Origin of the sequence: Pseudomonas sp. TNT2022 ID642, from assembly GCF_028656995.1 — a bacterium.
Lineage (GTDB): Bacteria > Pseudomonadota > Gammaproteobacteria > Pseudomonadales > Pseudomonadaceae > Aquipseudomonas.
This window is the reverse complement of record NZ_JAMDGW010000006.1, coordinates 95,470-117,231: the sequence shown is the minus strand read 5'-3', so window position 1 is coordinate 117,231 and position 21,762 is coordinate 95,470. Positions and strand designations below refer to the sequence as shown.

At 59.3% G+C, this 21,762-nt stretch carries 17 protein-coding genes; 8 read left to right on the top strand and 9 right to left on the bottom strand.

The genetic code is table 11. The annotated features are described in order from the left end of the window. Entirely contained in the window at window positions 1–414 is a 414-nt protein-coding gene (gene mscL / locus M5G26_RS05265) for a large-conductance mechanosensitive channel protein MscL (protein ID WP_038361758.1), read from the bottom strand. A 286-nt stretch (window positions 415–700) separates the two neighbouring features. Between mscL and katB the strand changes: the two genes are divergently transcribed. The 3 genes from katB to radA are packed head-to-tail and all read left to right on the top strand — an operon-like array spanning window position 701 to window position 4,260. Next, window positions 701–2,242, top strand: a complete 1,542-nt coding sequence (gene katB / locus M5G26_RS05260) for a catalase KatB (RefSeq protein ID WP_273914618.1) — start codon at window positions 701–703, stop codon at window positions 2,240–2,242. A 59-nt stretch (window positions 2,243–2,301) separates the two neighbouring features. Continuing rightward, the gene (locus M5G26_RS05255; RefSeq protein ID WP_273914616.1) at window positions 2,302–2,847 is read left to right on the top strand and encodes an ankyrin repeat domain-containing protein; all 546 of its coding nucleotides are present in this window, start codon (window positions 2,302–2,304) and stop codon (window positions 2,845–2,847) included. Between the two features lie 45 nt (window positions 2,848–2,892). After that, complete coding sequence (gene radA, locus M5G26_RS05250; RefSeq protein ID WP_007909773.1) at window positions 2,893–4,260, top strand: DNA repair protein RadA; 1,368 nt, start codon at window positions 2,893–2,895, stop codon at window positions 4,258–4,260. A 127-nt stretch (window positions 4,261–4,387) separates the two neighbouring features. Here radA and M5G26_RS05245 read toward each other — a convergent pair whose 3' ends face one another. Further along, entirely contained in the window at window positions 4,388–4,756 is a 369-nt protein-coding gene (locus M5G26_RS05245; RefSeq protein ID WP_122599752.1) for a PilZ domain-containing protein, read from the bottom strand. Window positions 4,757–4,915: 159 nt separating this feature from the next. Here M5G26_RS05245 and M5G26_RS05240 point away from each other — a divergent pair, with 159 nt between their 5' ends. The 3 genes from M5G26_RS05240 (at window position 4,916) to yjiA (ending at window position 8,330) form a co-directional block, all read left to right on the top strand. Beyond that, window positions 4,916–6,982 carry a carbon starvation CstA family protein gene (locus M5G26_RS05240; RefSeq protein ID WP_095121699.1) on the top strand — a complete coding sequence of 689 codons (2,067 nt, stop codon included), beginning with the start codon at window positions 4,916–4,918 and terminating at the stop codon, window positions 6,980–6,982. Between the two features lie 15 nt (window positions 6,983–6,997). Continuing rightward, window positions 6,998–7,195, top strand: coding sequence for a YbdD/YjiX family protein (locus M5G26_RS05235; protein ID WP_003228401.1), 198 nt, complete (start codon window positions 6,998–7,000; stop codon window positions 7,193–7,195). A 163-nt stretch (window positions 7,196–7,358) separates the two neighbouring features. Beyond that, the gene (gene yjiA / locus M5G26_RS05230) at window positions 7,359–8,330 is read left to right on the top strand and encodes a GTPase (RefSeq protein ID WP_273914615.1); all 972 of its coding nucleotides are present in this window, start codon (window positions 7,359–7,361) and stop codon (window positions 8,328–8,330) included. Between the two features lie 123 nt (window positions 8,331–8,453). On the opposite strand, the gene M5G26_RS05225 is transcribed toward yjiA, so the two are convergent. From M5G26_RS05225 to morA, 5 genes are all read right to left on the bottom strand, one after another. Then, window positions 8,454–9,164, bottom strand: coding sequence for a GntR family transcriptional regulator (locus M5G26_RS05225; RefSeq protein ID WP_273914614.1), 711 nt, complete (start codon window positions 9,162–9,164; stop codon window positions 8,454–8,456). A 19-nt stretch (window positions 9,165–9,183) separates the two neighbouring features. Beyond that, window positions 9,184–9,888, bottom strand: coding sequence for a FadR/GntR family transcriptional regulator (locus tag M5G26_RS05220; RefSeq protein ID WP_034153832.1), 705 nt, complete (start codon window positions 9,886–9,888; stop codon window positions 9,184–9,186). An 83-nt stretch (window positions 9,889–9,971) separates the two neighbouring features. Further along, on the bottom strand, window positions 9,972–11,285 hold the full coding sequence (locus tag M5G26_RS05215; protein WP_007909782.1) for a C4-dicarboxylate transporter DctA: 1,314 nt from the start codon (window positions 11,283–11,285) through the stop codon (window positions 9,972–9,974). 337 nt (window positions 11,286–11,622) lie between these two features. Continuing rightward, window positions 11,623–12,876, bottom strand: a complete 1,254-nt coding sequence (gene glyA / locus M5G26_RS05210) for a serine hydroxymethyltransferase (protein WP_077574612.1) — start codon at window positions 12,874–12,876, stop codon at window positions 11,623–11,625. A 253-nt stretch (window positions 12,877–13,129) separates the two neighbouring features. After that, the gene (morA, locus tag M5G26_RS05205) at window positions 13,130–16,978 is read right to left on the bottom strand and encodes a cyclic di-GMP receptor MorA (RefSeq protein ID WP_273914613.1); all 3,849 of its coding nucleotides are present in this window, start codon (window positions 16,976–16,978) and stop codon (window positions 13,130–13,132) included. 425 nt (window positions 16,979–17,403) lie between these two features. Here morA and ettA point away from each other — a divergent pair, with 425 nt between their 5' ends. Then, the gene (ettA, locus tag M5G26_RS05200) at window positions 17,404–19,068 is read left to right on the top strand and encodes an energy-dependent translational throttle protein EttA (RefSeq protein ID WP_007909789.1); all 1,665 of its coding nucleotides are present in this window, start codon (window positions 17,404–17,406) and stop codon (window positions 19,066–19,068) included. 374 nt (window positions 19,069–19,442) lie between these two features. Beyond that, a complete protein-coding gene (gene gdhA, locus M5G26_RS05195) occupies window positions 19,443–20,780 on the top strand; it encodes an NADP-specific glutamate dehydrogenase (protein ID WP_134177283.1) in 1,338 nt (445 codons plus the stop codon). On the opposite strand, the gene M5G26_RS05190 is transcribed toward gdhA, so the two are convergent. Together M5G26_RS05190 and M5G26_RS05185 are read right to left on the bottom strand one after the other, a co-directional pair. Further along, complete coding sequence (locus tag M5G26_RS05190) at window positions 20,777–21,271, bottom strand: GreA/GreB family elongation factor (RefSeq protein WP_273914611.1); 495 nt, start codon at window positions 21,269–21,271, stop codon at window positions 20,777–20,779. The genes gdhA and M5G26_RS05190 overlap by 4 nt on opposite strands. Before the next feature lie 70 nt (window positions 21,272–21,341). Beyond that, on the bottom strand, window positions 21,342–21,698 hold the full coding sequence (locus M5G26_RS05185) for a hypothetical protein (protein ID WP_038361731.1): 357 nt from the start codon (window positions 21,696–21,698) through the stop codon (window positions 21,342–21,344). Between the last annotated feature and the right edge of the window lie 64 nt (window positions 21,699–21,762).

Genomic DNA, 21,762 nt, shown 5'->3' with positions numbered 1-21,762 from the left:
TCAGGGCCGGGTGTTCTGGGCCTTGAGCAAGTCGCGGATCTCGCCGAGCAACTCTTCTTCTTTGGTCGGAACCGGTGGCAGGGTAGGAGCCACGGCTTCTTCGCGTTTTAGGCGGTTGATCGCTTTGACGCCCATGAAGATCGCGAAAGCGACGATCACGAAGTCCAGAATGGTCTGCAGAAACTTGCCGTAGGCCATGACCACCGCAGGCGCAGCGCCATCGGCGGCCTTGAGCGTGATGGCTAAATCACTGAAGTCCACCCCACCGATCAACAGGCCGATTGGCGGCATGATGACGTCACCGACAAACGACGAAACAATCTTGCCGAAGGCGGCGCCGATGATGATACCGACGGCCATGTCGACCACATTGCCTTTGACCGCGAAGGCCTTGAACTCACTTAGCACGCCCATAGTTATTTCCTTGTTACAGATGAGTTTGGTGTACGCAGTGTAAATCAGCAAAACGCGTCCTGCGCGAAACACCTTCTTACAATGCCCGTTTTTATCGACACATCAATCGGCGATTAGTTTGCAAAGTGCCATCAATCGCGCGCGAAATATACGGTAACTCGCTGATCGGAAAGCCAATTTTCTCAATCATGGCGTTACGTTCTTTCTATTTATGTTCGACGTCGCAGGCCTCTAGCCTTGGGTTGGCGCATCTGGATGCGCCCCAAAACAACCAGAGGATCCTGATATGAACTCCGCACTTGGACTGGGGGCTTTTCCCCGTCGCCGCACACTTGGCGTACTCACCGCCAGCCTGTTGACCTTCTCCGTAAACGCCGCGCCCCTGACCCGCGATAACGGGGCTGCGGTCGGCGACAATCAGAACTCGCAGACCGCCGGCGCCAACGGCCCGGTGCTGCTGCAAGATGTGCAATTGATTCAGAAGTTGCAGCGCTTCGACCGTGAGCGCATTCCCGAGCGTGTGGTTCACGCCCGCGGTACCGGCGCCCATGGCACTTTCACCGTGACCAACGATCTCAGCGACCTGAGCAAGGCCAAGGTCTTTGCCGCCGGTCAGACGACGCCGGTCTTCGTGCGCTTCTCTGCCGTGGTGCACGGCAATCACTCGCCGGAAACCCTGCGTGATCCACGGGGTTTCGCCACCAAGTTCTACACCGCCGACGGCAACTGGGACCTGGTCGGTAACAATTTCCCGACCTTTTTCATCCGCGACGCGATCAAGTTTCCCGACATGGTGCACGCGTTCAAACCGGATCCGCGGACCAACCTTGATGACGATTCGCGCCGATTCGATTTCTTCTCCCATGTACCGGAAGCCACCCGTACCTTGACCGAGTTGTATTCGAACTCGGGAACGCCTGCCAGTTATCGAGAAATGGACGGCAACGGCGTACATGCTTACAAGTTGGTTAATGCCAAGGGCGAAGTTCACTACGTCAAGTTCCACTGGAAGAGTTTGCAGGGACTTAATAACCTTACGCCAAAGCAAGTCGCGAAAGTTCAGGGTCAGGACTACAGTCACATGACCAATGACTTGGTGAGCAACATCAATAAAGGTAACTTCCCGAAATGGGACTTGTACATTCAAGTGCTGAAACCACAAGATTTGTCCAAGTTTGATTTTGATCCATTAGACGCGACCAAGATCTGGCCAGGTATTCCTGAGCGAAAAGTTGGACAAATGGTATTGAACCGTAATCCGGCAAATGTATTCCAGGAAACCGAACAAGTGGCCATGGCGCCGGCGAATATTGTTCCGGGTATCGAACCCTCTGAAGACCGTTTGTTGCAAGGCCGAGTGTTTTCTTATGCCGATACGCAAATGTATCGCCTGGGTGCCAATGCCCTGCAATTGCCAATCAACGCAGCGAAAGTTGCCGTGAATAATGGTAATCAGGACGGTGCGATGAACGTCGGCGCCAGCAACAGCGGTGTGAACTATCAGCCAAGCCGTCTGCAACCCCGTGACGAGACGCCAGGCGGGCGTTACAGCCAGTCGGCGCTGTCCGGCAGCACCCAGCAGGCGAAGATCCAGCGTGAGCAGAACTTCAAGCAGGCGGGTGATCTGTATCGCTCGTTCAGCAAGAAAGAACGCCGGGACCTGATCGACAGCTTCGGTGGTTCGCTGGCGACCACCGATGACGAGAGCAAGCACATCATCCTGTCCTTCCTTTATAAGGCCGATCCGGAATACGGCACCGGCGTCACGGAAGTGGCCAAGGGTGACCTGAGCCGGGTCAAGGTGTTGGCGGCCAAACTGGTCGACTGATCCCTACGTAGCGCACACGGGGCCTGATTCAGGCCTCGTTCCGCGCAAGGAGGCTGCTTATGCGCACCTGTCTTTTACTGCTGGCCGGTTGCCTGTCGTTCGCGGCGTGGGCAGCACCGGTCGAGCAAAGTCCCGAGGCGATCAAGGCCCAACTGCAGGCCTACTACTTCGACGCGGCCCGGCGCGGTGATGTACCGATGCTCGACACGTTCATCGAATCGGGTTATGCCCTCGACACCCGCGACAGCAAGGGCTACACCGCGCTGATTCTGGCGGCCTATCACGGTCAGGCTCCGGCCGTGGAACGTTTGCTCGCCGCCGGCGCCAATGCCTGCGCCCAGGACCAACGCGGCAACACGGCGCTGATGGGGGCGATTTTCAAAGGTGAATTACAGATCGCCCGGCGCCTGATGGCCACCGATTGCAGCCCTGATCAGCGTAACGGCGCCGGGCAGACGGCGGCCATGTACGCCGGGTTGTTCAAGCGTCAGGAGTTGCTCGATGCGCTGAAGGCCAAGGGTGCTGACCTGAATGCCGAGGATCCGTTGGGCAATAGCGCCGCGCGTCTGGCCAGTGGCGAAATCCGTAGTGCGGCGCCGCGCTGATCGGCGGCACGTGCGTTATCATCGCGGTTTTTGTCGGGGGTTCTGATGGCCAAGGCCAAGCGCATGTACGGCTGCACCGAGTGCGGCGCAACCTTTCCCAAGTGGGCCGGGCAGTGCGGTGAGTGCGGTGCCTGGAACACCCTGACCGAGACCATGATCGAAAGCGGCGGGGCCACGGCGCCGACCGGCCGCACGGGGTGGGCCGGGCAACAGGCGCAGATCAAGACGCTGGCCGAAGTCAGCATCGAAGAGATTCCGCGCTTTTCCACCGCTTCCGGTGAGCTGGATCGCGTGCTCGGCGGCGGTCTGGTCGACGGTTCGGTGGTGTTGATCGGCGGTGACCCTGGCATCGGCAAATCGACGATTCTCTTACAGACATTGTGCAACCTCGCCAAGAGCATGCCGGCACTCTACGTCACGGGCGAAGAATCGCAGCAGCAAGTGGCCATGCGCGCGCGTCGCCTCGGCTTGCCCCAGGATCAACTGCGGGTGATGACCGAAACGTGTATCGAAACCATCATCGCCACGGCTCGTCAGGAAAAGCCCAAGGTGATGGTGATCGACTCGATCCAGACGATCTTCACCGAACAACTGCAGTCGGCCCCCGGCGGTGTTTCCCAGGTACGTGAGAGTGCGGCGTTGCTGGTGCGTTATGCCAAGCAGAGCGGCACGGCGATTTTCCTCGTCGGCCACGTGACCAAGGAGGGTGCGCTGGCCGGTCCCCGTGTTCTCGAACACATGGTCGACACCGTGCTGTATTTCGAGGGCGAGTCTGATGGGCGCCTGCGTTTGCTGCGCGCGGTGAAAAACCGTTTCGGCGCAGTCAATGAGTTGGGCGTGTTCGGCATGACCGACAAGGGTTTGAAAGAAGTCTCCAATCCTTCGGCGATTTTCCTCACCCGCGCGCAGGAAGAAGTCCCGGGCAGTGTGGTCATGGCGACGTGGGAAGGCACCCGGCCGATGCTGGTGGAAGTGCAGGCACTGGTTGATGACAGTCATCTGGCCAACCCGCGTCGGGTGACATTGGGTCTTGATCAGAACCGTCTGGCGATGTTGCTCGCGGTTTTGCATCGCCATGGCGGCATTCCGACTCACGATCAGGACGTGTTCCTCAACGTCGTGGGTGGGGTGAAGGTGTTGGAGACGGCGTCTGACCTGGCGTTGATGGCTGCGGTCATGTCGAGTTTGCGCAATCGACCGTTGCCGCATGATCTGTTGGTATTTGGTGAAGTGGGGCTGTCCGGCGAGGTGCGCCCGGTACCGAGCGGGCAGGAGCGTCTGAAGGAAGCGGCCAAGCACGGCTTCAAGCGGGCGATCGTGCCGAAGGGCAATGCGCCGAAGGAATCCCCACCAGGCTTGCAGATCATTGCCGTGACCCGCCTCGAACAGGCCCTTGACGCGCTCTTCGAATAACTTGAACCCACCGCATAACCTGTGGGAGCTGGCTTGCCAGCGATTGCGTTCTGTCCGTCGACATATTCGTCGAGTCTGAAATCGCTATCGCTGGCAAGCCAGCTCCCACAGGGTTCAATTGTCGATTCTAGATTTCGATCAGGGCGCCCAACTCGCGCTCCAGTTCGGCCTCGTCAGCCAGGTTCAGCTCGATCAGCCGCCGCAAACGCTGGATCGATTCCAGGCTGATATGCCGGCAGACAAATCCCAACTGGCCGTTTTCCTCATGGGCCAAGTGCACGTCCATCTCGATATCAACGTCATCGCTCAGATGAATGTCGACGAAAAAATCCTGTTCCTTATCGCCCAGCCACGGCTCCGGCCGCTCGATCAGCAATCCTTTCAGCGACAGGTCGATCAGCTTGACCGGCCAGATGTACTCGCCCTGACTCAGCTCGGTTCTGGCATCGAACGCAATACGTTTGAAGCGACGACGGTTGGCTGGGTGCTCGCTCATGGCGCAATCCTCATGAAGGTTCGCTGACTATAGACCGCGAATGCGGGCGCCAGCCAATCGCTAAAGCGTCTAGACCAACGTCGGGGTATGGCCTTTGGCGCCGTAAGCGCTAAACTCGGGGTGGCTGTCTTTCTTGTCCACCCTGGCTGGAATAATAAAATGAAAAATAATAATAGCCTGCTACGCCACTTACCCTGGCTAGTGCTGGCAATCGTAGGAGCGTGCGCCCTGGGCGTAGTGGCATTGCGCCGCGGCGAGGCGATCAACGCCTTGTGGATCGTGGTCGCAGCCGTGGCCATTTATCTGGTTGCGTACCGTTACTACAGCCTGTTCATCGCTAACAATGTGATGCAACTCGATCCGCGTCGGGCCACCCCCGCCGTGCTCAACAATGATGGTCTGGACTATGTGCCGACCAACAAACACATTCTTTTCGGTCACCACTTCGCCGCGATCGCGGGCGCCGGACCTCTGGTCGGCCCGGTATTGGCCGCGCAGATGGGCTACTTGCCCGGCACGCTCTGGCTGATTGCCGGCGTGGTGCTGGCGGGCGCGGTGCAGGACTTCATGGTTCTGTTCATGTCGACCCGGCGCAACGGCCGTTCCCTGGGCGACATGGTGCGTGAAGAAATGGGCCGCGTGCCCGGCACCATCGCGCTGTTTGGCTGCTTCCTGATCATGATCATCATCCTCGCGGTGCTGGCGCTGATCGTGGTCAAGGCACTGGCCGAGAGCCCGTGGGGCATCTTCACCGTGATGGCAACCATCCCGATCGCGATGTTCATGGGCATTTACATGCGCTACATCCGCCCGGGTCGCATCGGCGAAATCTCCGTGGTCGGCGTGTTGCTGCTGCTCGGTTCGATCTGGCTCGGTGGGCAGATTGCTGCTGATCCGGTGTGGGCCAAGGCGTTCACCTTCACTGGCGTGCAGATTACCTGGATGCTGGTCGGTTACGGTTTCGTCGCTGCTTCGCTGCCGGTGTGGCTGATTCTGGCACCGCGCGACTACCTGTCGACGTTCCTGAAAATCGGCACCATCGTCGCCCTGGCGATCGGTATTCTGATCACCATGCCCGAGCTGAAAATGCCGGCGCTGACCCAGTTCGTCGACGGCACTGGCCCGGTGTGGAAGGGCGGTCTGTTCCCGTTCCTGTTCATCACCATCGCCTGCGGTGCGGTATCGGGTTTCCACGCACTGATTTCTTCGGGCACCACGCCGAAGCTGCTGGATAACGAAACCAATGCCCGTTATATCGGTTACGGCGGCATGCTGATGGAGTCGTTCGTGGCGATCATGGCGATGGTTGCCGCGTCGGTGATCGAGCCTGGCGTGTACTTCGCTATGAACAGCCCGGCCGCCGTGGTCGGCAGTGATGTCGCTTCGGTTGCGCAAGTGGTTTCCAGCTGGGGCTTTGCGATCACGCCGGAAGCGCTGCAAGCCGTGGCGCATGACATTGGTGAAACCACCATCCTCGCCCGTGCCGGCGGTGCGCCGACGCTGGCGGTCGGTATCGCGCAGATCCTGCACAGTGTCCTGCCGGGTGAAAACACCATGGCATTCTGGTACCACTTTGCGATCCTGTTTGAAGCGCTGTTCATTCTGACTGCTGTGGACGCCGGCACCCGTGCCGGGCGCTTCATGCTGCAGGACCTGCTCGGCTCCTTCGTTCCGGCACTGAAACGTACCGAATCGTGGACCGCCAACCTGATCGCCACCGCCGGTTGTGTGGCGATGTGGGGCTGGTTGCTGTATCAGGGCGTGATCGATCCATTGGGCGGCATCAACACCCTGTGGCCACTGTTCGGTATCTCTAACCAGATGCTGGCCGGTATCGCGCTGATGCTCGGCACCGTGGTTCTGATCAAAATGAAGCGCCAGCGCTACATCTGGGTCACCCTGCTGCCAGCCACTTGGCTGTTGATCTGCACCACGACTGCCGGTTTCATCAAACTGTTCGATGCCAACCCGGCGATCGGCTTCCTGTCGCTGGCCAAGAAGTACAGCGATGCGCTGGCCAATGGTCAGGTGCTGGCCCCGGCAAAAAGCGTCGAGCAGATGCAGCACGTGATCTTCAACGCTTACACCAACGCAACGCTTACCGCGCTGTTCCTGTTCGTGGTCTTCAGTATCCTGTTCTATGCGCTCAAGGTCGGCATCGCCGCCTGGGGCAAAAAAGAGCGTACGGATAAAGAATCGCCATTCCAGGCCCTGCCGGATGCGTAACCAGAGGATTGCACCATGTTCAATGACCTGAGTCGCCTCGGTAAATACCTCGGTCAGGCCGCGCGCCTGATGGTCGGCATGCCCGACTACGACACCTACGTCGAGCATATGCAAACCAAGCACCCGGACAAACCGGTGATGAGCTACGAGATGTTCTTTCGCGAACGTCAGGAGGCGCGTTACGGTGGCAAGGGTGGGCCGAAGTGCTGTTGAGCTGACAGCCTGCGGTTGAGGTAATCCCCCTGTGGGAGCGAGCCTGCTCGCGAAAGCGGTGTGTCATCGAGCAATGATGTCGACTGACACGACCCCTTCGCGAGCAGGCTCGCTCCCACAGTTGTTTTTGTGTTGTTCATTCATTTTGTGAAGGAGAAAGCGTTTGTCCTCTCCCATCCCGGTCACGGTACTCAGCGGTTTCCTCGGTGCCGGCAAGACCACTTTGCTGCGCCATATTCTGAAAGCCGAGCACGGCCTGAAAATCGCCGTGATCGAAAACGAATTCAGCGACGCCGGCATCGACACGCAGTTGCTGGGTGATGAGCCGGTGCAAGTCATGACTCTGGCCAACGGCTGCGTCTGCTGCACTATTCACACTGACCTGACCAAGGCGCTGTACTTGCTGCTCGAGCGTCTGGACAGCGGCGAGATCGCGTTTGATCGCTTGGTGATCGAATGCACTGGTCTGGCCGATCCTGCACCCGTAGCGCAGACCTTTTTCATCGACGAAGAACTGCGTGAGCGTTACCTGCTCGACGGCATCATCACCCTGGTCGATGCCGCCCACGCGGACGTGCACCTGACCCAGACCATCGCTCAGGCGCAGATCGGTTTTGCCGATCGCTTGCTGGTGAGCAAGACCGATCTGGTCGACGAAGCTACGTTCAATGCACTGAGCGAACGCCTGACGCGGATCAACCGTCGCGCGCCGATCCGTGTGGTCGAGCACGGCAGCATTGATCTGGCAGAACTGCTGGATGTACGCGGCTTCAACCTCAATGCTGATCTCGGCGGTGGATTGAGCCTGCGTCCGGTGGGCAAGGCGCCATCGATTGATCGCATTTCCAGTCTGGTGCTGCGCACCGATCATCCGCTGGATATCGATCAGCTCAGTGAGTTTATGAATGAGCTGCTGGAAGAACACGGCAAACAATTGCTGCGTTACAAAGGTGTGCTGAACATTGCGGGTGAGGATCGGCGCTTGGTGTTTCAGGGCGTGTTGAAGCTTTACGGTTTCGACTGGGACACTGAATGGGCCGAGGGTGAGGCGCGGGAAAGTGTGATTGTGTTTATTGCTGATGAGTTGCCGGAAGAGAAGATTCGGGCGGGGTTTGCCAAGGTAGCTTCTGCCTGATGGTTCTTCGGTGTCAGGGCTGACGCCATCGCGGGCAAGCCCGCTCCCACAGGGTTATTTGTCGTTCACAGATTGTGTGGACACCAATAAACCTGTGGGAGCGGGCTTGCCCGCGATGGCGATTTAACCGACAACACAATGCTTGACGGTCGACTCCAGCAGGGTCTGCTCAAGATGATCCAGATGCCGATTCATCAGCATGCCTGCTTTGGAAACATCCCGAAGCTCCACTGCCTCAACCAGCGCCAAATGCTCCTGCCATGCGCAACAGCTGTGCGTCTGGCACTCACTTCGCGCAATCGCCAATGAAGTCAGCGGCACAAGACTGCCAAGAAAATGCGCCAACGGTGCATTCCCCGCCATTTTCGCCAATTGCAGATGAAACTCCCCGGACAAGCGAATCGCCGCACCCCGCCGATCCTGCTCGACGGCTTGCCGCTCGCGCTCGATCAGCCCGCGCAAGCGTTTCAACCCTTCCGCTTGCGGACGTTGGCAGGCCAGACGCACCAAGGTGTTTTCGGCCAGTCGCCGCGCATGCAGAGCCTGCCGCGTCTGCTCCCGATCGGGTGCTGCCACACGCGGCCGATGATTGGCGCGCAGCACAATGACGTGTTCAAGAGACAACTGCGTCAGCACCCGGCGCACATCGGCACGACTGGCGCAGAACATCTCTTTCAAACTGTCCTCGGTGAAACGGCTGGCCGGATCGATGCGCTGCTCGAGAATCGCGTCGAACAGTCGCGGGTACAGATCCTCCGCCGGCACTCTTACGCGGGAGAAGGGCAGGGGCGCTTTGGTCGGGTGGGTTTGCGACGGTGAAGCGAAACTGTTCATGGCCTGTCTCCAATAGAAATCAGCGACTCAGGTTGTCTTCCGGAATATTCAACTCAATCCCCATCCGCTGGCCTTCGCGCAAAATGTGCCGACGCATTTCCGCGCTGGCCTGGGCGCTGTTCTTGCTACGGATCGCGCGGACCACCGCTTCGTTTTCTTCCAGCCGCTCGGCCAGATGCTCCGGCGAATTGCGCAGCACCTCGGCGCTCTGCTTGAGGGCGTTGCTGGTTTGCTGCACCACGCTCTGGAAGATCGGATTCGACGTGAGCGTGAACAACTCTTCGTGGAAGGCGATGTAAGCGCTGACCCCGGCTTCGCTATCGCCAGCCTCAAGGGCTTCGCGCATGTCCATCAAAGTCAGGCGCAACTGGCCGACTTCCTTGCTGCTGATCGACTGCGCGACCAGGCCGACGATAAACGGCTCAAGGGTGTAACGCAGTTGCAGGACGTCTTCGAGGCTGGCGCCGGCCACCGCACTGTCGTGGCTCTGGCTGTCGCTCAGTTGTGCGTCGAGGACGACCACGCCTTTGCCCGGCATCGAACGCACCAGACCAAGGGTTTCCAGGACGATCACCGCTTCACGGAGGCTCGGGCGGCTGATGCCCAATTGTTCGGCCAGTTCGCGCTGGCCCGGCAGCATGTCGCCGGAGCGCCACTGGCCACGGGCCAATGCGGCGCGCAGTTTTTCTACAACTGAGTTGACGACGGTTGATGTGGTAATCACTTGTCTTGCTCCATGTGCCTAAAGGGGCGCCGCAAACCGGGATCAAAAGATCGCCACTTGCGGCAGCGCCGATAGGGTTGAAATCAGAACTCCTGCTGGTGCGCCGGAGTTGCTGTTTTACGCGGCTGAAAGGTGTAGCCCTGCTGACCGCTGAGTACTTTGTTGGCGCGTTGCACGTCGATGTCCTTTTCCCAACGGGCGATGGCGACAGTAGCGACGCAGTTGCCGATGAGATTGGTGAGTGCCCGGCCGATGCCCATGAACCAGTCCACCGCCAACACCAAGACCAGACCGACCACCGGGATCGCCGGAATCGCCGTCAATGTTGCCGCCAGAATCACCAGTGCCGAACCGGGAATACCGTGGGCGCCTTTGGAGGTGATCAGCGACACCAGCAGAATTGTCAGCAAATCGGTCATCGCCAATGGCGTGCCGGTGGCGTTGGCGATGAAGACGATGGCCAGGGTCAGGTAGATCGAGAAACCGTCGAGGTTGAACGAGTAGCCGGTCGGAATCACCAGACCCACGGTCGAGCTGCCAATGCCGAGGTGTTCGAGTTTGCGCATGATCTGTGGCAGCACGGCGTCAGAAGAGGCGGTGCCCATGACGATCAGCAGTTCTTCACGCAGATACTTCAACAGCGGCCACATGCGCAGGCCGGAAGCACGCATCACCAGACCGAGAATCACGCTGACGAAGGCGATGCAGGTCAGGTAGAACAAACCGACCAGGCTACCCAGATGTTGCAGGGAGTCGAGGCCATATTTGCTGGTAGTAAACGCGATGGCGCCGAACACGCCGATCGGTGCCAGACGCACGATCATGCCCATGATGCGGAAGATCACGTGGCTCAGTTCGTTGATCAGGCGCGAGATCCCGGAAGCCGCTTCACCGACCAGATTCAACGCGCTGCCAAACAGTACCGAGAACAGCAGCACTTGCAAGATGTTGTTGTCAGCGAAGGCGCCGATCACCGAGGTCGGGATCAGGTCCATGAGGAACTGCGTGGTGGTGTGCATGTGCTGGCTGCGTTCGGCGAGATCGCCCATGTCGGCCGCAGACAGTTGCTCGAGATGGATATTCGCGCCGCTGCCGATGCCGGTGCTGAAGGCGAAGACCAGGCCGATCACCAAAGCGATGGTGGTCAGCACTTCAAAGTAGATCACCGACTTGAGGCCGATGCGCCCGACCTTCTTCAGATCGCCCGCGCCACTGATGCCGCTGACCACCACGCAGAACACGATGAGGCCGATGAGCATCTTGATCAGTTTGATGAAACCGTCGCCGAGCGGTTTGAGCTGGGCCGAGTATTCAGGAAGGGTCAGCCCGCAGACGATGCCGAGCATCAGTCCGAGAACCACTTGGAGGAAGATTGAACGCGAGCACCATCTGAGCATGGGAGGAATCCTGGTCGGTGTCCTGGCTGCCGTGCGCTTAGGGCGCATCAGATTCAGGACTTAATTATTGTGGTCTTACCGGTATGTCCAGTGCGGGTGCAGTCTACGCTCGGTTTTTTCGGGATGACAAGTGAAAAGATCAAAATTGGCATGACCGGTCTGACCAGTGGCCATAGCCACGTGTAGGAGCTGCCGAAGGCTGCGATCTTTTGATCTTGTTTTTAAGATCCAGATCAAAAGATCGCAGTCTTCGGCAGCTCCTACAGGGGAATCACAGGCGAAAAAAAACCGGCCAATCACTTGGCCGGTTTTTCATGCTGCGGATTTAACGTCGCAATTAAGCGCCGTATACCGGCAGTTTCTTGCAGATGGCTTTGACTTTCTCACGAACGGCGTCGATCACCGCTTCGTTGTTCAGGTCAGCCAGGATGTCGCAGATCCAGCCGGCCAGCTCTTTGCACTCTGCAACCTTGAAGCCGCGAGTGGTCACAGCCGGAGTACCGAAGCGCAGGCCGGAGGTGACGAACGGCGAGCGTGGATCGTTTGGCACGGAGTTCTTGTTCACGGTGATGAACGCTTTGCCCAGAGCGGCGTCGGCGTCTTTACCGGAGATGTCTTGCTTGATCAGCGACAGCAGGAACAGGTGGTTCTTGGTGCCACCGGAAACTACGTCGAAACCGCGCTCGATGAACACTTCGGCCATGGCCTGGGCGTTCAGCACTACTTGTTCCTGGTAGGCCTTGAACTCAGGCTGCAGCGCTTCCTTGAAGCAGATCGCTTTAGCGGCGATCACGTGCTCCAGCGGGCCACCCTGGGCACCCGGGAATACCGCGGAGTTGAGCTTCTTCTCGATGTCGGCGTTGGCGCGAGCCAGGATCAGGCCGCCACGTGGACCGCGCAGGGTCTTGTGCGTGGTGGTGGTCACGACGTCAGCGAAAGGCACCGGGTTCGGGTAAACACCAGCGGCAACCAGACCGGCTACGTGAGCCATGTCGACGAACAGGTAAGCACCAACTTTGTCCGCGATTGCGCGGAAACGCGGGAAGTCGAGAATCTGCGAGTAGGCAGAGAAACCGGCCACGATCATTTTCGGCTTGTGCTCAACTGCCAGACGCTCGACTTCGTCGTAGTCGATCAGGCCGTTGGCGTCGATGCCGTACTGCACGGCGTTGTACAGCTTGCCGGAGGAGGACACGCTGGCGCCGTGAGTCAGGTGACCACCGTGGGCCAGGCTCATGCCCAGAATGGTGTCGCCACCTTGCAGCAGAGCCAGGTAGACCGCAGCGTTGGCTTGCGAACCAGCGTGCGGCTGAACGTTGGCGTAATCGGCGCCGAACAGCTCTTTGGCGCGGTCGATGGCCAGTTGCTCAACGATGTCGACGTACTCGCAACCACCGTAGTAACGCTTGCCTGGGTAACCTTCAGCGTACTTGTTGGTCAGGACCGAGCCTTGAGCTTCCATCACCGCTGGGCTGGTGTAGTTTTCCGAAGCGATCAGCTCAATGTGTTCTTCCTGGCGCTGAGCTTCTTGCTCCATGGCGGCAAAAAGGTCGGCGTCGTACTTGGCAATAGTCAAATCACGGCTGAACATGGCGGTCCTCAAGGATCGGGGGCAGAAAAGGGGGGCATTCTAACCCAATGGGTTTTGGATGGCATATGAAACGACATCATGTCGCAGACAAGTGGCGTTCATGCGCAGATAGATGGTGATTGTGCCGGCCTCAAAAGATCGCAGCCTTCAGCAGCTCCTACAGTAATCCGAGCTGATCCCGAATACTGTGACCGACATCAATCCTTGTAGGAGCTGCCGAAGGCTGCGATCTTTTCGGTCGCGCCGCCGATCTTCAGTCGAACATAAAGAGCGCGTCATTACTGAACTGCGCCTCAAACCGCCCCGCCGGCATCGGCCGCCCGAACAGATAGCCCTGAACCTCATCGCAACCATGCTCACGCAAGAAATCCAGTTGCTCATGGGTCTCCACACCCTCGGCGATTACCGCCAGATTCAGGCTGTGGGCCATGGCGATGATCGCCCGGGCGATCTGCGCGTCCTGCTCACCGGACGGCAAGCCATCGACGAATGTGCGGTCGATCTTCAGCACGTCGATCGGGAATTGTTTGAGGTAGTTCAGCGATGAGTAACCAGTGCCGAAGTCATCGACCGCGATGCTCAGGCCAAGGTTTTTCAGCCCGGCAAGAATCTGCATGGCCTCGCTGACTTCACGCATCAGGATACTTTCGGTCAGTTCCAGTTCCAGACACGCCGGCGGCAGGCCGGTTTCGCGCAGGATCGTGGCGATCCGCGTGCCGAGCTGGCCATCGGAGAACTGCCGCGCCGAGATGTTTACCGACACTTTCGGCACACGCACACGATTCTGGTGCCAGGTCTTCAACTGACGGCACGCCTCGCTGATCACCCAATCGCCGACGTCCACCACCAGCCCGAGTTCTTCCAGCACCGGAATGAAATCCCCCGGCGGCACCAGCCCGCGACGCGGATGGCGCCAGCGCAACAGCGCTTCGGCGCCGGTCAGGCGTTTGCCGTCGCCGCTGAATTGCGGTTGGTAATACAGGACGAATTCGTTTTGCTCCAGCGCGTGGCGCAAGTCGCTTTCCAGTTCCAGACGCTCCAGCGCACTGGCGTTCATGTCGGCCTGATAGAACTGGAAGTTGTTCTTGCCGCGCTCCTTGGCGTGGTACATCGCGGTGTCGGCGTTCTTCATCAACTGGCTGAGTTCGTTGCCGTCCTGCGGACTCAGGGCGATGCCGATACTGGCGGTGACGAAGAATTCGCGGCCTTCAAGCACGAATGGTCGGACGAGGCTGCCGAGGATCTGTTCGGCGACATGAATCGCTCGGTTCAGCGCCATTTCGCGGCTGGAGCGATGTTGCAGTAGCAGCGTGAATTCGTCGCCGCCCATGCGCGCCACGGTGTCGTCATCGTCGACGCAGGCCAACAAGCGCGTGGCCATGTCTTTCAACATGCGGTCGCCGGCGGCGTGGCCGAGGGAGTCGTTGATCGGTTTGAAACGGTCGAGGTCGAGGAACATCAGCACCACCCACGACTTCTGCCGCTCGGCCGATTGCAGTGCGGTGTGCAGGCGATCCTGGAACAGCGTGCGGTTCGGCAGATGGGTCAGCGCGTCGTAGTAGGCAAGGCGATGAATCCGCTGCTCGCTGGCCTTGCGCTCGCTGATGTCGCTGAAGAAGCACACATAGCTGGCCAGATCGCCTTCGTCGTCGAGCACCGCAGTGATGCCGACCCACGCCGGGTAATGCTCGCCGTTGCGGCGCTTGAGCCAGACTTCGCCTTCCCAAGTGCTGTGCTGATGCAGTTGCTTGAGCACATAGCGCAAGTGTGCGTCCTGCTGCTCGTCGACAGTGAGCATGTTCGGCAATTGGTCGAGAACTTCGGACACGGCGTAACCGCTGACCCGGCTGAACGCTTCGTTGGCCTGGACGATGTAACCGGCCGGGTCGGTGATCAGAATCGCCGAGGTCGAGTGCTCGAATACCGTGGCAGCCATGCGCAGGTCTTTCTCGGCGCGGCGCTGCTGGCTGATATCGCGACCGACACCGAGCACGCCTTCGAACGCGCCGTGCTCGTCCCATACCAGCACCAGACGCAGCTCGATCGGGATCTTGCGGCCGTCGGCGCGCAGGCAATCGAACAGGAACATTTGCGTCTGCACCTGGCTGCGCAACACGGCCAGTTGCTCGGGTTTATCCAACGATTTACTGACCCGATCCATCAGCGTGTAAATGCCGCTCAATTGCTGCGGATTGGCGATGGTCGATTGCCAGCCGTTCTGGAAAATCCATTCGGCGTCGTAGCCCAGCACGGCTTGCACCGACGGGCTGACGTAGTTCAGCGACAGCTTACTGTCGGTGGAGAAAATCACGTCGCTGATGCTTTCGGCGAGCATCCGGTAGCGCTGTTCGCTGTCACGCAGGGATTCGCTGGCTTCGATCTGTTCGGTGATGTCCTTGGCCACGCCGATGATCCGCGTGACCTGATCGTGCTTGTCGCGAGCCAAGGCCTGCTCACGGATGTCGAAGCGCCGCCACTTGCCGTCGCGATGGCGGAAGCGCAACTGGCATTGCAGCAACTGGCTGTAACCGGCGTGACGCTGCATCTGCCGCGAGCGATGGTAATAGTCGGCGTCTTCCGGGTGCAGCAGGATCTCCCAGAAGTACTCGCCCATCTGGTGCAGTTCGGTGCGGTTGTAGCCGAGGGTCTGGCCGAGGTGGTGGTTGCTGAAAATCATCCGCTGGCTGATCACGTCCTGCACATACAGATGATCCGGCACGGTGCGCACCACGTCCGACCAGAAACCTTCGCGTTCGAGCAGCGACAGTTCGATCAGCTTGCGGCTGGTGATGTCGTTGATGCTGAGGATCACCGCTTTGTAGTCGTGCTGCTCGTTGGGCAGGCGCAAGACCATCCACAGGTGCTGGTCGCGGCCGTTGATGTCCGGCAGTTTGATTTCCAGTTCCAGCTGCTTTTGTTGCTGCAGGACGGCGTCGAGTACTTGATTGCCGATGGCGCACTGGCGGTGTGGATGGCCGTCGATCAACAGTTGCCAGGCGTGCTCGCAGGAGTTGACGTTGAGCAGTTGCAGCGCGACCTGGTTGACCTCGGTGACGCGCAATTCCTGCAACAGTTGCTGGCGTTGCTGCGGTTGGTCGAGCCAAGCCTTGAGCTGGTCGCTGGTCTGGATCTGCGCCTTGTCGAAGACCTGCTTCAAACCGGACAGATCGAGCACGCAGAGGGCCACGCCGGTGCCTTCGAAAATGTCCTGATAGCGTCGACGACCTTCGTGCAACTGGCGCTGGCGGCGGCGCATGTTCAACAGCGCAATCACCGGCAGCATCGAGAACGCCAGACCCAACAGGCATTTGCCGATAAACGCCGGGAGCAATTCTTCCAGCACACGCTGGCGGTCGAACAGGCCACGCAACTGCCAGTCGCTGCTGCTCAGTGGCACGGTCAGCACGGTGTTGGCCATGTCGTCCGGACTCAAGACGCCGGGCCTGGCCGAAGGCTGCGCTTCGTCGCGGCTGATGATCTGATGGTTGATCCGGTTTTCCACCAGCCACAACGGGCGGATACCGGTTTCGCCCTGTTTGGTCAGCGAGTCGAAGAACGTCGGGGTCAGGCGTAACGCCCAATAACCGCGCGTGCTGCCGCTGGCCTGATGTAGTAACAGATGCACCACCGAACCGTCGTCGGCGTTGCTGAAGTAATGCGCCTGGGCACGGCTGCGGCGCACCAGTTCGGTGAGGTAGTCGGCATCGTGACTGTCGACGGCGCTGTCGTTGATGATTCGTCCGGAAGGGCTGAGCAACGCCAGGCTGCGCAAATCGGGCAGCGATTGCTGGAGCTTGCGCAGCAACGCCTGCTGTTCGTCGGCTGATTGCGGTTGTTCGACGATCGGTAGCAGGTTGAGGGCGATTTGCGCGTTCAGCGCCATGTTCAGGCTGACCTGCGAGGCGAGGTCGGCGGTGTAATCGATGGTGTATTGACGCTGGTTTTTCTGGGTTTCGCGCAGTTGATCGAGCAGTTGCCAGAACAGCAATGCGAGCAACAAAAGCACGAGCGTCGCCAGCGCACCCTTTAATGTACCGCGCAGGGACGAGCCGGGCGCCGGTGGGGTGCTGCTCACAGAAGCTGGCGGAGTGACATTGGACAAGCTGTAATCCTGCGATTTGGCTGGACTGGCGCGACGTGCACTATAAGCCGGACGCCCAAAGGGCGGCTAGCATGCCTTGAGTCGTGGCGAAGTGCCAGCCCCGCGCGGCTGGACTGCCTTTCATCATTAAGGTAGCTTTGCCGGTTACGCGGGAGCCCAGACACTGTTAAAACTACTGCGCTCGGAAATACTGCGTTGAAAACAGGCTCGGACTGCTCATTTACAACCCGTAAACTCCGCGTCCTCGCCTGTTTTCGCCTTGTCTTTCCTTCGCTCGTTACGTTTTAACAGCGTCTGGTCCAGCTCCTAGACTCAGACTTTTTCAGCGCGCACGCATTGATAACCATCAAGTGAACGACGCGCATGGTCTGGCCGGGCTTCGCCTGCGCTGCAATCATTCATCTGTCACTGACCCAAGGTTCTCCATGGCTCAATACGTCTTCACCATGCATCGGCTGGGCAAAGTTGTTCCGCCGAAGCGGGAAATTCTCAAAAACATTTCGCTGTCGTTCTTCCCCGGCGCCAAGATCGGCGTACTCGGCCTCAACGGTTCGGGTAAGTCCACGCTGCTGAAAATCATGGCCGGCGTCGACACCGAGTTCGAAGGCGAAGCCCGTCCGATGCCGGACCTGAACATCGGTTATCTGCCGCAAGAGCCGCAACTTGATCCGACCAAGACCGTGCGTGAAGTGGTCGAGGAAGCGGTCAGCGTGATCAAGGATGCGCAAGCGCGTCTGGACGAGGTTTACGCCGCTTACGCCGATCCGGATGCCGACTTCGACAAGCTCGCCGCCGAGCAAGCCAAACTCGAAGCGATCCTGCAGGCCAGCGATGGTCACAACCTTGAGCGCCAACTGGAAGTCGCCGCCGATGCGCTGCGTCTGCCGGCCTGGGATGCGAAAGTAGAACACCTGTCCGGTGGTGAAAAGCGTCGTGTGGCCCTGTGCCGCCTGTTGCTGTCCGCCCCGGACATGCTGCTGCTCGACGAACCAACCAACCACTTGGACGCCGATTCGGTGGCGTGGCTGGAGCACTTCCTGCACGACTTCCCGGGCACCGTGGTAGCGATCACGCACGACCGTTACTTCCTCGACAACGTGGCTGGCTGGATTCTGGAACTCGACCGCGGCGCGGGCATTCCGTACGAAGGCAACTACTCGGGTTGGCTCGAAGCCAAGTCCGATCGTCTGGCGGCTGAATCCAAGCAGCAGTCGGCTCACGAAAAAGCCATGAAAGAAGAACTGGAGTGGGTGCGCAAAGGCGCGAAAGCCCGCCAGTCGAAATCCAAGGCACGTCTGCAACGCTTCGAAGAAATGCAATCGCAGGAATTCCAGAAGCGCAGCGAAACCAACGAGATCTACATCCCGGCCGGCCCACGTCTGGGCGACAAGGTCATCGAATTCAAGAACGTCACCAAGGGCTACGGCGATCGCGTGCTGATCGACAACCTGTCGTTCTCGATGCCGAAGGGCGCCATTGTTGGCGTGATCGGTGGTAACGGTGCCGGTAAGTCGACCCTGTTCCGCATGCTGATGGGCAAGGAAACACCGGATTCGGGCAGCATCGAAGTCGGCGAAACCGTGCAACTGGCCTGCGTCGATCAGAGCCGCGACGACCTGGATGGCAGCAAGACTGTGTTCCAGCAAATCTCCGACGGTTCCGACCAGATCCGCATCGGCAACTACGAGATCCCGTCGCGTACCTACGTCGGTCGCTTCAACTTCAAAGGCGGCGACCAGCAGAAGTTCGTCAAGGACCTGTCCGGTGGTGAGCGCGGTCGTCTGCACCTGGCGCTGACCCTGAAGGAGGGCGGCAACGTCCTGCTGCTCGACGAACCGTCCAACGACCTCGACGTTGAAACCCTGCGTTCCCTGGAAGAAGCCCTGCTGGACTTCCCGGGCGCTGCGATTGTGATCTCTCACGATCGGTGGTTCCTTGACCGCGTCGCGACACACATCCTGGCGTACGAAGACGACTCGCAAGCGATCTTCTTCGAAGGCAACTACACCGAGTACGAAGCTGATCGCAAAAAGCGTCTCGGCGAAGCGGCTGCCCAGCCACACCGGGTACGTCACAAGAAACTGGCCTGATTCGGGTTGGTTGCAAAAAGAGCGGAGCCTTCGGGCTCCGTTTTTTTTTGCCTGGTTTTTCAGGGATACCGAGTTGGATTCATCGCTGGCAAGCCAGCTCCCACAGGGTTTTGTGGGGGTGTTCGAGTTATGTGTTTCACCGATGTCCACTGTGGGAGCTGGCTTGCCAGCGATGGCGGTATAACTGTTGGTGCATAGCTTGAATTTGATCTCACCATTCAGGTGCAAAACTGGGCAAAAACCAGCCTGATTTATATCCTGTGCACCATTTAATTTCATAACTGCGACATTTTGCTCTGTTCCTGTGCGCATTTCGTTTGTTACAGTCCGGCCCAATCTCCTCCAACGACAATAAATTTGCCGAGACTTTTCCCATGATCGAATCCGTCGAATCCTTCCTCGCTCGTCTGAAAAAACGCGACCCGGATCAACCCGAATTCCACCAGGCCGTCGAAGAAGTCCTGCGCAGTCTGTGGCCGTTTCTCGAAGCCAATCCGCATTACCTGAGCTCAGGGATTCTGGAGCGCATCTGCGAGCCGGAGCGTGCCGTGGTGTTCCGCGTGTCATGGGTCGACGATCAGGGCAAAGTGCAGGTCAATCGCGGTTTCCGCATCCAGATGAACAGCGCTATCGGCCCGTACAAGGGCGGCTTGCGCTTCCATCCTTCGGTCAATATGGGCGTGCTGAAATTCCTCGCCTTCGAACAGACCTTCAAAAACTCGCTGACCTCGCTGCCCATGGGCGGCGGCAAGGGCGGCTCGGACTTCGATCCGAAGGGCAAGAGCGACGCTGAAGTCATGCGTTTCTGCCAGGCGTTCATGAGCGAGTTGTATCGCCATATTGGCGCCGACGTTGACGTACCCGCCGGTGACATCGGTGTCGGTGCGCGCGAGATTGGCTTCCTCTTCGGCCAGTACAAGCGCTTGAGCAACCAGTTCACCAGCGTGCTGACCGGCAAAGGCATGACCTACGGCGGCAGCCTGATTCGTCCGGAAGCCACCGGTTTCGGTTGCGTGTATTTCGCTGAAGAAATGCTCAAGCGCCGCGAGCAGACCGTCGAAGGCAAACGCGTGGCGATTTCCGGTTCCGGCAACGTTGCGCAGTACGCCGCGCGCAAAGTCATGGATCTGGGCGGCAAAGTGATTTCCCTGTCCGACTCCGAAGGCACGTTGTATTGCGAAGCCGGGTTGAGTGAAGAGCAGTGGCTGGCGCTGCTGGAGCTGAAAAACGTCAAACGCGGACGCATCAGCGAATTGGCGGCAGCGTTCGGCCTGGAATTCCGCGCCGGTCAGCTGCCGTGGTCGTTGCCGTGCGACATCGCGCTGCCGTGCGCCACGCAGAACGAACTCGACGCAGAAGCTGCGCGCACGTTGCTGCGCAATGGCTGCGTGTGCGTGGCTGAAGGCGCGAACATGCCGACCACGCTGGAGGCTGTGGATATCTTTATCGAGGCCGGCATTCTGTTCGCCCCGGGCAAAGCCTCCAACGCCGGCGGTGTCGCGGTTAGCGGTCTGGAGATGTCGCAGAACGCCATGCGTCTGCTGTGGACGGCGGGTGAGGTGGACAGCAAGCTGCACGCGATCATGCAGTCGATCCACCACGCTTGCGTGCATTACGGCGAAGAGAACGGGCGGATCAACTACGTCAAAGGCGCGAACATCGCCGGCTTCGTCAAAGTCGCCGACGCAATGCTCGCGCAGGGCGTGGTTTAAGCCGGTTCGATGCGGATCACTTCAATCATTTGATCGCCGGCGGGGCGCTGCCACAGCACCTCGTCGTTGAGTCGGGCACCGAGCAGCGCGCGGCCCAGCGGTGAGTCCCAATTGATCAGGCCTTTGCTGGCATCGGCCTGATCTTCGCCGACCAGTTGCACCCGGCGTTCGGTGTCGTGCTCATCGGCGTAGGTCACCCAACTGCCGATCTGCACTTTGTCTCTGGACGTTGCTGCTACGGCGACTTGTGCGCTGCTCAGGCGCTGATTGAAATAACGCAAATCCCTTTGCAGATCCGCCAGCCGTTGCTTGTCGGCCTGCTCACCTCTGGCTGATTGTTCGGCATACAGGGTTTGCAGTTCGGTGACTTTCGCCTGCAACTGCGCCAGCCCTTGCGGCGTGACGTAATTGGGCTGCTCGCTGACCTGGCGTTCGACCGGCTGATCGGCTTGTGCGGCGGCGTTGTCTTCGTTGACGAATGCGCGACTCATGGTGTCCTCCTCGTATGAGGTTTGGGCCATGCTCGCAGGCATTTGGTTTCACTGGATGTCTGGAAACGACCTATTGCGAGCGATAGGCCCGCCCGGCGTCCTGATCTTTCTGTTGTTGCCAGGCGCGCTCGCGTTCGTCCCAATGTTCGTTGCGGTATTGCTCGCGATCCTTGTTCTCCAGCATCGCCTGACACTGGCGGAAGCCGTCGGTCCAGCCTTCGGCGTATTGCTTGTCCTTGAGATAACGCGGCACGTTCTTGCGAAACTCGCCGCTGATCGAACCGGCCGCCTGACGACCGCTGATGCAACCGTCATCGAAACCGTCGGCGAAGGCCGGTGGATAACCTTTGGCGATCAGATCTTCATGGGTGGTCTGGCAACCGCCCAGCAACAGCACAACACCCAGCAAACCCGCACACCGCCACATCGCACTCTCCCGCGCCGGTTGTCCGGCTTATGGGGAAAGTCTAGAAGGGGATTCGTTGGTGGGG